12 protein-coding genes are annotated in these 11,974 nt (G+C 67.9%); 9 read left to right on the top strand and 3 right to left on the bottom strand.

All coding sequences use genetic code 11. The annotated features are described in order from the left end of the window. Nucleotides 1–111: 111 nt before the first annotated feature. Nucleotides 112–663 (top strand): hypothetical protein, encoded by a 552-nt coding sequence (locus ASG07_RS10845; RefSeq protein ID WP_055845857.1) that lies wholly within the window; start codon nt 112–114, stop codon nt 661–663. Nucleotides 664–785: 122 nt separating this feature from the next. Continuing rightward, nucleotides 786–1,874, top strand: coding sequence for a mechanosensitive ion channel family protein (locus ASG07_RS10840; RefSeq protein WP_055845853.1), 1,089 nt, complete (start codon nt 786–788; stop codon nt 1,872–1,874). A gap of 245 nt (nt 1,875–2,119) precedes the next feature. On the opposite strand, the gene ASG07_RS10835 is transcribed toward ASG07_RS10840, so the two are convergent. The 3 genes from ASG07_RS10835 to ASG07_RS10825 form a co-directional block, all read right to left on the bottom strand. Continuing rightward, complete coding sequence (locus ASG07_RS10835; protein WP_055845850.1) at nt 2,120–3,508, bottom strand: alpha,alpha-trehalose-phosphate synthase (UDP-forming); 1,389 nt, start codon at nt 3,506–3,508, stop codon at nt 2,120–2,122. Beyond that, nucleotides 3,505–4,269 carry a trehalose-phosphatase gene (otsB, locus tag ASG07_RS10830; RefSeq protein ID WP_055845847.1) on the bottom strand — a complete coding sequence of 255 codons (765 nt, stop codon included), beginning with the start codon at nt 4,267–4,269 and terminating at the stop codon, nt 3,505–3,507. The genes ASG07_RS10835 and otsB overlap by 4 nt, the downstream gene beginning before the upstream one ends. Before the next feature lie 70 nt (nt 4,270–4,339). Continuing rightward, nucleotides 4,340–5,695 carry a helix-turn-helix domain-containing protein gene (locus ASG07_RS10825; protein ID WP_055845844.1) on the bottom strand — a complete coding sequence of 452 codons (1,356 nt, stop codon included), beginning with the start codon at nt 5,693–5,695 and terminating at the stop codon, nt 4,340–4,342. A gap of 111 nt (nt 5,696–5,806) precedes the next feature. Here ASG07_RS10825 and ASG07_RS10820 point away from each other — a divergent pair, with 111 nt between their 5' ends. The 7 genes from ASG07_RS10820 to scpA are packed head-to-tail and all read left to right on the top strand — an operon-like array spanning nt 5,807 to nt 11,903. Further along, nucleotides 5,807–7,333: an acyl-CoA carboxylase subunit beta gene (locus ASG07_RS10820; protein WP_055845841.1), complete on the top strand. Its 1,527-nt coding sequence runs from the start codon at nt 5,807–5,809 to the stop codon at nt 7,331–7,333. Nucleotides 7,334–7,377: 44 nt separating this feature from the next. After that, a complete protein-coding gene (locus ASG07_RS17515; protein ID WP_055845837.1) occupies nt 7,378–7,665 on the top strand; it encodes a hypothetical protein in 288 nt (95 codons plus the stop codon). Beyond that, on the top strand, nt 7,662–7,874 hold the full coding sequence (locus tag ASG07_RS17510) for a hypothetical protein (protein ID WP_055845833.1): 213 nt from the start codon (nt 7,662–7,664) through the stop codon (nt 7,872–7,874). The genes ASG07_RS17515 and ASG07_RS17510 overlap by 4 nt, the downstream gene beginning before the upstream one ends. Continuing rightward, the gene (locus ASG07_RS17505) at nt 7,874–8,464 is read left to right on the top strand and encodes a TlpA family protein disulfide reductase (RefSeq protein ID WP_168377340.1); all 591 of its coding nucleotides are present in this window, start codon (nt 7,874–7,876) and stop codon (nt 8,462–8,464) included. The genes ASG07_RS17510 and ASG07_RS17505 overlap by 1 nt, the downstream gene beginning before the upstream one ends. 23 nt (nt 8,465–8,487) lie before the next feature. Continuing rightward, entirely contained in the window at nt 8,488–8,910 is a 423-nt protein-coding gene (gene mce, locus ASG07_RS10805; protein WP_055845829.1) for a methylmalonyl-CoA epimerase, read from the top strand. Beyond that, nucleotides 8,910–9,695: an enoyl-CoA hydratase-related protein gene (locus ASG07_RS10800; protein ID WP_055845826.1), complete on the top strand. Its 786-nt coding sequence runs from the start codon at nt 8,910–8,912 to the stop codon at nt 9,693–9,695. Before mce ends, ASG07_RS10800 begins: the two co-directional genes overlap by 1 nt. Further along, nucleotides 9,696–11,903 (top strand): methylmalonyl-CoA mutase, encoded by a 2,208-nt coding sequence (gene scpA, locus ASG07_RS10795; protein WP_082474722.1) that lies wholly within the window; start codon nt 9,696–9,698, stop codon nt 11,901–11,903. Nucleotides 11,904–11,974: the final 71 nt, after the last annotated feature.

The following is an 11,974-nucleotide window of genomic DNA, read 5'->3' as shown; positions in this document are numbered from 1 at the left end:
TCCAGCCCAGGCGCGCTAGGCGTGGAGGCTAAACCGAAACTGAACCGCGCGGTTCAGCGTGGCGTGGCGGCGACCGGGTAGAAGCGGGACATCAACCACGGAGATGACATCATGCCCCTTCCCACCTTCACCACCAAGACCCGCGCGGCGATCGCCGCCGTCGCCCTGCTCGCCGCCGGTGGCACCGCCGGCGTCGTCGCCGGCCATGCGCTGCAGCCGTCGATTGAGATGGCCCCGATGCGGCCCGTCCCGATCCGCAGTCTCGTCGCGTCCGACACCGGCGTCGTCACGGTCCGCGCCCGGGTCGCCGAAGTGTTCGGCAACACGTTCATCGCCGATGACGGCACCGGCCGCGCGCTGGTCGATCTGGGCCGGGCGGGCGACGACACCGCACTGGTGACCGCGGGCCAGACGGTCAGCGTGCAGGGCCGGTACGACAAGGGCATGCTGCGCGCATCGTTCCTGGTCGACGGAGCGAACAAAGTGACCTCGCTTCGTCCGATGGGACCGCCGCCGGGCCGGGGACATGGTCCCGATGGCGGTCCGGACCATCGGGGGCCGGATCACCGCGGACCGAAGGGGCCGCGCGGCGATGCGCCGCCGCCGGCCGGTGCCGCCGCTCCGGTTCCGGCGGCTGCCGCCCCGACGCAGCCGGCCGCGTAGACCGTCGCCGACCTCCGTTCTGCCGGACCAGTCCGGCAGAACGGAGGCATTCGGCGGCATTCGGTGCACTTCCGAAATGCTGCACTGCGGAACAAGCGTGTCGCCGTGCCGGTTCGGGAGCGATGCGCAGACTGACATCATGGAATTTGCCGCCCGACTGGGCATGGCTGCAAGATGCGATCCTGATCGCGGCGGCCGTGGCGATCGGCCTGATCGTGCACGGCGTCGTCATGCGGGCGGTGCAGCGGGTGGGCCGGGCGAAGACGCGGGAGGGACGCGGGCTGATCGTCGCGTCGATCCGGCGGCCGTCGCAATGGCTGTTCGCGGTGATCGCGGCGCAGTTCGCGATCCGGTTCCTGCGCCTGAACCGAGTCGACGATTCGCCCTGGGACCAGTTTCTGGGCTTCGCGGTGCCGGCGCTGTTCGGCTGGCTGGCGATCGGCTTCATCCGCGCGATGGTCGCGATCATGGAGCTTCGCGCCGACGTCAGCGTCGAGGACAATCTGGCCGCGCGCCGGGTCAGGACGCGCACGGCGATCCTCGGGCGGATCGGGATCTTTTTCGTGGCGTTCATCGCGGCCTGCCTGATGCTGCTGTCGATCCCGGCGGTGCGATCGATCGGCGTCACGCTGATGGCATCGGCGGGCATCGCCGGCCTCGTCGTCGGTGCGGCGGCCCAGCCAGCGCTGAAGAACCTGATCGCCGGTATCCAGATGGCCTTTACGGAGCCGATCCGGCTGGACGACGTGGTGATCGTCGGCGGCGAGTGGGGGCGGATCGAGGAGATCCGGCTGACGTTCGTCACGATCAAATTGTGGGACGAGCGGCGACTGGTCGTGCCGGTGTCGAAGTTCCTGGAGGACAGTTTCCAGAACTGGACGCGCGAGACGAGCCGGCTGCTCGGCTCCGTGTTCTGGCATGTCGATCCGGCCACCGACATCGCCCGGTTGCGCGCCAAGGTGGGGGAGGCGGTACAGGCGAGCGCGCTGTGGGACGGGCGGTTCTGGAACTGTCAGGTGACGGATACGAAGCCCGAAGCGATCGAAGTGCGGGGCCTTATGACGGCGAAGGACGCATCGACCGCGTTCGACCTACGGTGCGAAGTGCGCGAGGCGGTGTTGACGTTCCTGCGGACGGAGATGCCGGAGGCGCTGCCGAGGACGCGGGTGACGTGGCCGGATCGGCCCGCCGCGGTGGCGGTGCCGGGCTGATCCGGCCCGCCAATGGTCCCAAAGGTCACGGGATATCGCGTGGAGGCGGGACCATTCGCTACTTGGGTGGCGGAGGACGGGAGGAGGGCCGGACTTTGGAAAGAGCGGGTCCCGCCGCACGGGTGCGGCGACGATGGTCGGGAATACCGCAATGGTGTCGTGTAGGACAGGTCGGGCATGACTGTGGTCGTCTCGTCGCGTCGCTCCCCTGCGATGACGGTGTAGGGGAACCCCGCGCCGCCCTGTCACGCCATCTCGTGTTCCTCCACGCCCTCCAGCGCGTCCAGGAACCGTTCGCACCACCAGAAGACGTCCTGTTCGCGGACGCCGGCGATCAGGGCCTGCCAGCGCCGGATGCGTTCCTCGCGCGGCATGGTCAGGGCGGTGACGAGGGCATCGGCCATCTCCTCCGCGCTGTACGGGTTGACCAGCACCGCGTCCTTCATCTGCTCGGCGGCGCCGGCGAAGACGGACAGGACGAGGACGCCGGGGTCCTCCGGGTCCTGTGCCGCGACATACTCCTTCGCTACGAGGTTCATGCCGTCCCGCAGGGGTGTGACCAGCGCGACGCGGGCGGCGCGGAAGATGCCGGCAAGGTCCTGTCGCGGATAGCCGCGATTGACGTAGCGTATCGGCGTCCAATCGATATCGGCATATTCGCCGTTGATCCGGCCCGACAGCGCATCGAGGTCGCCACGAATCTCCTGATAGGTATCGACCTTCTCCCGACTGGGCGGGGCGATCTGGAGGAAGCTGGTCAGGCCGCGCCGCTCCGGCTGGCTGGCGAGGAAGCGTTCGTAGCCGAGGAAGCGCTGATGCAGGCCCTTCGAATAGTCGAGCCGGTCGACGCCGACGATCAGGCTGCGGCCGGTGGCGGACATATACATCCGCTCGCGCGCGAAACGGGCTTCTTCGGAGGTGGCGGCGGCCTCGAACTCGGCGGTGTCGATGCCGATCGGGGCGATGATCGCGCAGATGGTGCGGTCGCCGACGGTGACGCGGGTGCCGTCGACGGTGCCGCCCATCAGGCTGGTGACGTAGTGGTGGAAACTGTCGAGCCAGTCCTCGGTATGGAAGCCGACCACGTCGTAGGCGAAGAGCGATTCGACGAGCTTGCGGTGGCTGGGCAGCGCGGTCAGGAGCCGCGTCGGCGGCCACGGCGTGTGCAGGAAGAAGCCGAGCCGGTTGCGCAGGCCGCCTTCGCGCAGCTTCCTGCCGAGCGGGATCAGGTGATAGTCGTGGACCCAGACGAGGTCGTCGTCGCCGATCAGCGGCGCGACGGTGTCGGCGAAGCGCTGGTTGACGCGCTGATAGCCGCCCTCGAAATCGCGTTCGAACTCGGTCAGGTCGATGCGGTAGTGGAACAGCGGCCACAGGGTGCGGTTGGCGAAGCCGTTGTAATATTCCTCGATATCCTGTTCCTCGAGGTCGATCGTCGCGGTGGTGACGCCGTCGCCCTCCGCATCGTGGATGGTACCGGTGAACTGTTCGGTCGTCTCCCCCGACCAGCCGAACCAGAGGCCACCATGCTGGCGCAATGCCGATTGCAGCGCGACGGCGAGGCCGCCCTGATTGCCGCTTTCGCCCTGTTTCGGGACGGCGACGCGGTTGGAGATGACGACGAGGCGGCTCATGCCGCCGGCTCCGTGGCCGCATCGGCGGCGTTATCCGCCACGGCGGCAAGCCAGCGGTGAACGGCGGCGACGTCGTCCAGCCGGTATCGCGCCTTGGTGGTGCGGGGCGGATCGACGAGGATGCCCGCGCCGCCAAGCGCCTGCGCGGCGGCGAACCCGTCCTCGTCGGTCACATCGTCGCCCAGGAACCACGGTTCGGTGCCGGTCATCGCGGCGGAGTCGAGCAGGGTGCGGAGCGCGTTGCCCTTGTCGCCGGAGAGCCGGACCTCGACCATCATCTTGCCGTGGCCGGCGTGGAGGCCGTGGCGGGCGGCGACCTCCTCCGCCATCGCGATCGCGGCGGCCTCGCGCGACGGATCGTTGCGGTAGTGGAGGGTGACGCCGAGACTTTTGTCCTCGAACAACAGGTCGTTGGCCCCGGCATAGGCGCGCAGTTCCTCGACCGCGCATTCGAGGGGGGCGGTGCGGTCGGGCAGGACATGCCCCTCGTCCGGGGTACGGCGCTCGGTGCCGTGGCTGCCTGCGACGGCGATGCCGGTCAGGTGTTCGCCTAGCATCGCGTCGAGTTGCGCGATCGAGCGGCCGCTGACGATGGCGACACGACCGGGCATCGTCTGGCCGAGACGTTTCAGGAGCGAGCCGAGTTCGGGGCTGACGACGACGCCATCGGGGGTCGGGGCGAGGTTCACGAGGGTGCCGTCGAAATCGAGGAACAGGCTGGTTCGCGCGGGATCGGGGATCGGGGGTGGGGGAAGGTCCATGGCGGCGTAACGGGCGGCGGGGGGTGGCTGTTCCTGAACGGGACGTTCAGCCGGGCGTGGCGCTCCTGCGCTACACGATCCTGTAGGGAACGATCCGCCGTGTTTCGGGCTCCACCGCAATGCGCCGGTCGGCGGGCGGGAAGGCGCGCTGGTCGCAGTCGGGGCGGGGGCAGAGCCGGCAGGAGGTGCCGATCGGCGTCGGTGGCCCGGTGCGGTCGACGGCATCGGCATAGACGAAATCGGCGGCGTGCACCGCCTCGCACCCCAGCGCGACGGCATAGCGGCGGGGTGCGCGGGTGAAGCGGCCGGATGGTTTTACCAGCCCCTTCGCCATCGTCACATAGCGGACGCCGTCGGGCGTCTCCGCATGCTGGACGAGGATGCGATCGGGGATCGCGGCGGCTTCGTGGACGATCCATAAGGGACAGGTGCCGCCGAAGCGCGCGAACTGGAGGCGGGTGGCGGAGTGGCGCTTGGTCACGTTGCCGGCCATGTCGACGCGGCAGAAATAGAAGGGCACGCCCTCCGCGTGCGGGCGCTGGAGCGTCGACAGGCGGTGACACGCCTGTTCGAAGCTGACGCCGAAGCGGCGGGCGAGCCGGTCGATATCGTGGCGGACTTCGCGCGCCGACGTTCGGAAGCGGACATAGGGCATCAGCAGCGCGCCCGCGGCGTAGTTGGCGAGGCCGATCTGGAGCAGGCGGCGGGCCTCCTCGCTCTCCAGTTCGGATGCTTCGATGACGGTGGCGACGATGTCGGGGAACGACAATGCGGCGAGGCGATGCGCGAGCTGGAAGCGGCGGCTTTCCGCGGGCAGGGCGGCGTTGAGGACGAGCGTTCCGTCGCCGCTGCGCGCGGTCGGCGCGTCGGCGTCGCGGTCCGAACCGATCGTCACGCCGTGGCGGGCGAGGGCCGCGAGCAGCGTGGCGTCGCCCTCGATCGCGCCGAGTTCGGCGGCGAGCGCTTCGGCGGCGCGGTCGAGCGGGTCGATATAGTTGCCGGCTTCGTGAAACCAGTCGCGCACTGCCTCCCACGGCAGGCGCGCGGCGGTGCCGGTGGTCATCGTCTCCTCCGCCAGCGCGAGGCGCTCCTCGGCAGCGCGGGCGGCTTCGTGGAGCGCGATCAGGCGGTCGGCGACCTCGGGGCGTTCCTCCGCCAGCCGCGCGCCGGCATCAGAACCCAGTGCGGCGTTGATCGCGGCGAGGCGGCGGGCGGGGGCCTCCCCCTCGATCGCGGCGAGTGCCTGCGGGTAGTGGCGGGCGAGGACGGCGACGACGCTGGCGGTCAATGGGCGCTCACCGCTTTCGAGCTGCGACAGATAGCTGACCGACAGTCCGAGCCGCGTCGCCATCGCGCGCTGGTTGAGGCCGGCGGCGCGGCGCAGGTCGCGGAGTTGCTGGCCGGCGTAGAGGCGGGGCTTGGGCATGGTTACGGCGTAGTTTACAAGAACATCGTTCGCAACTTCGCAACTTCACATTTGCGCGGGGGCGGACTCGCGGGCAGGAAGCCTGCTGCCGCGACCGCGAGAGGAACTGCCATGTCGTCTACCATCGCAATGCTGGAGGCGAAACGCGCGGCGGCGAAGCTGGGCGGCGGAGAGCACAGGATCGCCGCCCAGCACGCCAAGGGAAAGCTGACCGCGCGCGAGCGGCTGGACGTGCTGCTCGACGAGGACAGTTTCGAAGAACTGGACATGTTCGTCGAGCATAACTGCGTCGATTTCGGCATGCAGGACCAGATCGTGCCGGGCGACGGCGTGGTCACTGGATCGGGCACGATCAACGGCCGGCTGGTGTTCGTGTTCAGCCAGGATTTCACCGTGTTCGGCGGATCGCTGTCGGAGCGGCACGCCGCCAAGATCTGCAAGATCATGGACATGGCGCTGAAGGTCGGCGCGCCCGTCATCGGCCTGAACGACAGCGGCGGCGCGCGCATCCAGGAGGGCGTGGCGTCGCTGGGCGGTTATGCCGAGGTGTTCCAGCGGAACGTGCTGGCATCGGGCGTGGTACCGCAGCTTTCGCTCATCATGGGGCCATGTGCAGGTGGCGCTGTCTATTCGCCGGCGATGACCGACTTCATCTTCATGGTGAAGGATTCGAGCTACATGTTCGTGACCGGCCCCGACGTGGTCAAGACGGTGACGAACGAAGTCGTGACGCAGGAGGCGCTGGGCGGCGCGATCACGCACACCACCAAGACCAGCGTCGCCGACGTCGCGTTCGAGAACGATATCGAGGCGTTGCTGGCGGCGCGCGACTTCATCGATTTCCTGCCACTGTCGAACCGCGAGCCGGTGCCGGAGCGGCCGACCGCCGATGCGTGGGACCGGATCGAGGAAAGCCTCGATACGCTGATCCCCGCGTCCGCGAACCAGCCGTACGACATGCACGAACTGATCCGCAAGACGGTCGACGAGGGCGATTTCTTCGAGATTCAGCCCGCCCACGCTGGCAACATCCTGTGCGGCTTCGGCCGGATCGAGGGGCGGACGATCGGCATCGTCGCGAACCAGCCGATGGTGCTGGCGGGGGTGCTGGACATCAATTCGTCGAAGAAGGCGGCGCGGTTCGTGCGCTTCTGCGACGCGTTCGAGATCCCGATCGTGACGTTCGTCGATGTGCCGGGCTTCCTGCCGGGAACGGCGCAGGAGCATAACGGCATCATCAAGCACGGTGCGAAACTGCTGTTCGCCTATGCCGAGGCGACCGTGCCGAAGATCACCGTCATCACGCGCAAGGCGTATGGCGGCGCGTACGACGTGATGGCGTCCAAGCATCTGCGCGGCGACCTGAACTATGCGTGGCCGACCGCGGAGATCGCGGTGATGGGCGCGAAGGGTGCGGTCGAGATTATCTTCCGCGGCAAGACGCCGGACGAGATCGCGGAACGGACGGCGGAATATGAGGCGCGCTTCGCCAACCCGTTCGTGGCGGCGGCGAAGGGCTTCATCGACGAGGTGATCCAGCCGCACTCGACGCGCCGACGGATCGCGCTGGGGCTGCGCAAGCTGCGGGGCAAGCAGCTGGAGAATCCGTGGAAGAAGCATGACAACATCCCGTTGTGAGCTACACTCCTGAACATTATAAGGTCATGTGAAGGAGTGCCGACATGCAGACCGAGCGCGTGACGTTTCTGACGACCCCGGATCATAAGGCTGCGCTGGATGCGTTTGCTGCCAGCAACGGCAAGTCGGTCGGCCATGTCGTCCGCGAGGCATCGGCACGCTACATCGCCGGGGCGGTTACGGACGATGAGGAGCAACTCGTCGTTTTGGCGCACGAAGTCCGAGAGGCTGTACCGAAGATGCGCGCCGACATTCGTGAGGCGATCGACGCGATCGAGCAGGCCAACCGCCGGGTCGATGCCGTGCTCGCTCGCGAGGTTCCGCGACCATGAGCGGTTTCGGCGATGCGCTGCAAGCTCTACGCACGGTCCTGATGATGCAGGAGGATATCCGGCAGTTGAAGGAGAGCGTGAAGAGCCAGTCCGACTCCTTTGCTCGCTTGGCCGAAGCGCACGGGGAACTCCGCGACCGCGTCAGCCGGTTGGAAGGCGTGATCGAAGGCGCAGCGATGGCGTCACGTCAGCGGCGGATCGAAGAGTGATGGCGGAGGATCTTTCGACTGCCGCTACTCCGAACTACGCGAGAACGTGGAAGCTTTGGAAGCGGCTCTGGATAGGCTTTGCGGTGCTGCTGCTAGCTGCTTGTGCTATGCTGTTCGTTGCGGCGCGCAGATTCGACAGCGAGCCTCTGCCTCCTGGCTTGGCATCGAGCGGTACGCTGCCCGTAACCATGCCCGATGGGCGGCGTGCCCAGTTGCGCGACATTGTTCGTAGTGGACGACCGACGGTCATTAATCTTTGGGCAAGTTGGTGCGGCCCCTGTCGTCAGGAGGCGCCCGATCTGAAACGGCTCAGACAAGCAGTTGGACCCGCTGCGATCAACTTCGTCGCGCTGAATGTTCGGGACGATCGCGCAATCCCCGAGGATCGCGCCGACTTTCTTCAGGCCGCCGGACTGAGTCCCGCCGACTACTCCGTGATGGCAGAAGCGCTGGTCGGCAAGCTGACCGGGCGGTCCGATAATCTGATACCGCGCACACTCGTATACGATAGGGCAGGACAACCGCTTGCGACGATCACGGGATACAAACCGCTTGCGCTGGCGCGGGTCGCCGCGTTGATCCAGGAGTGACCGCGCGTGTTTGGTAACGATCGATGACCCTCGGCCGCCTGAACCATGTCGGGGTCGCGACGCCGTCTATTGAGGCCTCGGTGGAGACGTACCGCAACCTGCTGGGCGCGACCGTCATTGGCGAGCCGTTCGATCTGCCCGACCAGGGCGTGCGGGTGTGTTTAGTCGATGCGCCGAATACGCAGGTCGAACTGATCCAGCCGCTGGACGACGCGTCGCCGATCGCCGGGTTTCTAAAGAAGAACCCGGCCGGCGGGCAGCATCATCTGTGTTTCGAGGTGCCCGACATCCACGTCGCCGTCGCGGATCTGGTCGCGAAGGGCGCGCGGGTGCTGGGGGCGCCGCGGGTTGGGGCGCACGGGACGCCGATCGTGTTCGTGCATCCGCGCGACTTTGGCGGGCTGCTGATCGAACTGATGGAAACGCCGCGGGACGGGAGCCACTGATGGCCGGGTACGAGCATATCCTGAGCGAGCGGCGCGGTGACGTGCTGGTCGTGACGCTGAACCGGCCGGAGCGGCTGAACGCCGCGCAACCGGCGATGTTCGACGAACTGCGCGCGGCGCTGGCGGACCTGGGCGGCGCGCGGGCGGTATTGATCCCGGGGGCGGGGCGGGCCTTCTGTTCGGGCGCGGATGTCGCGGGCGGGGCGCTGGGCGCTGACGATCCGGGCAATGCGACGTTCGCGGCGCTGACGGAGCATTACAATCCGGGGATGCTCGCGGTGGCGGAGCTGGGCGTGCCGGTGGTCAGCGCGGTGCGCGGGCCGGCGGCGGGGATCGGCTGTTCGCTGGCGCTGGCGGCGGATTTCTGCGTCGCGGGCGAGAGTGCGTATTTCCTGCAGGCGTTCGTCAATATCGGGCTGGTCCCGGATGGCGGCGCGTCGTGGATGCTGCCGCGGCTGATCGGGCGGGCGCGGGCGGCGGAGATGATGATGCTGGGTGAGAAGATCCCGGCGGCGAAGGCGCTCGACTGGGGCATGATCCACCGGGTTGTCGCGGACGACGCGCTGGACGCGGAGGCGTTCGCGCTGGCGGCGCGGCTGGCGGCGGGGCCGACGGTGGCGCTGGGGCTGATGCGGCGTGGTCTGTCGGCGGCGCTGGAGAGCGATTACGCGGCGGCGATGCTGGCGGAGGCGGAGAACCAGCGCGCGGCGCGCGGGTCCGCGGACTCGATGGAGGGCGGCCGCGCCTTCCTCGAAAAGCGCAAGCCGGTGTTCAAGGGCGAGTAGATGGCCGAGATCGAGACCAATATCGGTGAGGATGCCGGCGCCGCACCGCCGCCGCCGGCGCAGCCCGAACCCGTCGTGCAGCCGACGCTGACCGACTGGAATGCCGCCGCCGCGAAGGAGGTGAAGGGTCGCGACCTGACGTGGCGCACGCCGGAGGGGATCGACGTCAAGCCGCTCTACACCGCGGCGGACGCGACCACCGATCCCGGCCTGCCCGGCTTCGCACCGTTCACGCGGGGGGTGCGCGCGTCGATGTATGCGGGGCGGCCGTGGACGATCCGGCAATATGCGGGCTTCTCGACCGCGGAGGCATCGAACGCCTTCTATCGCCGCAATCTGGCGGCGGGCCAGAAGGGACTGTCGGTCGCGTTCGATCTGGCGACGCATCGTGGTTACGACAGCGATCATCCGCGCGTTACCGGGGATGTCGGCAAGGCCGGTGTGGCCATCGACAGCGTCGAGGACATGAAGATCCTGTTCGACGGCATTCCGCTCGACCAGATGTCGGTCAGCATGACGATGAACGGCGCGGTGATCCCGATCCTCGCGTTCTTCATCGTCGCGGGCGAGGAACAGGGCGTCGACCGTAAGCTGCTCGACGGGACCATCCAGAACGACATCCTGAAGGAGTTCATGGTCCGCAACACGTATATCTATCCGCCCGAACCCAGCATGCGGATCATCGCGGACATCATCGCCTATACATCCGCCGAAATGCCGAAGTTCAACAGCATCTCGATCAGCGGCTATCACATGCAGGAAGCCGGCGCGACGCAGGTGCAGGAGCTGGCGTTCACGATCGCCGACGGCCGCGAATATGCGCGTGCGGCGATGGCGGCGGGGCTGGACATCGACAAGTTCGCCGGTCGCCTGTCGTTCTTCTTCGCGATCGGCATGAACTTCTTCATGGAGGTCGCCAAGCTGCGCGCGGCGCGGACGCTGTGGCACCGGGTGATGACCGATCTCGGCGCCAAGGACGAACGGTCGAAGATGCTGCGGACCCATTGCCAGACCAGCGGCGTGTCGTTGCAGGAGCAGGACCCGTACAACAACGTCATCCGCACCACGATCGAGGCGATGGCGGCGATGCTGGGCGGGACGCAGTCGCTGCACACCAACGCGCTGGACGAGGCGATCGCGCTACCGACCGATTTTTCCGCCCGGATCGCGCGCAACACGCAGATCGTGATCCAGGAAGAGACGGGGATGACCAAGGTCGTCGATCCGCTCGGCGGAAGTTATTATGTCGAGGCGCTGACGCAGGAGCTGGTCGACAAGGCGTGGGCGATCATCGAACGCGTCGAGGCGGAGGGCGGCATGGCCGCCGCTGTCGCCAGGGGCTGGCCCAAGGCGATGATCGAGGAAGCCGCCACGGCACGGCAGGCACGCGTCGATCGCGGCGAGGACGTGATCGTCGGCGTCAACAAGTATCGGCTGAAGGACGAGGACCCGATCGACATCCTCGACGTGGACAATGTCGCGGTGCGCGAGTCGCAGGTCGCGCGGCTGGCGAGCGTGCGTGCATCGCGGGACGAGGCGGCGTGCGCGGCGGCGTTGAGTGCGTTGCGCGACGGGGCGGCGGGTAGCGCCAATCTGCTGGCACTGGCGGTCGAGGCGGCACGGGCGCGGGCGACGCTGGGCGAGATTTCGGCGGCGATGGAGGTCGCGTTCGGGCGGTACGGGACGCAGCCGACGCCGGTCAGCGGCATCTATGGCGGCGCGTATGGCGACGACGTGCGCTGGACGCGGCTGACCGACGGGGTCGATGCGACGGAGCGGCGGCTGGGGCGCAAGCCGCGGATGCTGGTGGCGAAGATGGGGCAGGACGGGCACGACCGCGGGGCGAATCTCGTGTCGTCGATGTTCGCCGATCTGGGCTTCGAGATCGTGCCCGGGCCGCTGTTCCAGACCCCGCAGGAGGCGGCAGTGCTGGCGCTGGAGAAAGATGTCGACGTGGTCGGCGCGTCGTCGCTGGCGGCGGGGCACAAGACGCTGATCCCGGAATTGATCGGGCATCTGCGGGACGCCGGTCGGGCGGACATCAAGGTGATCGCGGGCGGAGTGATCCCGGCGCAGGATTACCAGATCCTGCGCGATGCCGGGGTGCAGGCGATCTTCGGGCCGGGCACGAACCTGATCGCGGCAGCGGAAGAAGTGCTGCGCCTGCTGGGCCACAACATGCCACCCGCCGAGGCGGACGCGGCGTGACGATTTTACCGGAGCGCGCGCGGCCATTAAGGCGCGCGGCGTACATGATCGACTGGAGTTCGCCCGAGTGA

It is taken from the genome of Sphingomonas sp. Leaf343 (assembly GCF_001423765.1).
Taxonomy (GTDB): domain Bacteria; phylum Pseudomonadota; class Alphaproteobacteria; order Sphingomonadales; family Sphingomonadaceae; genus Sphingomonas.
Note: the sequence above shows the minus strand (reverse complement) of the source record. Positions and strands in the feature narration are given on the sequence as shown.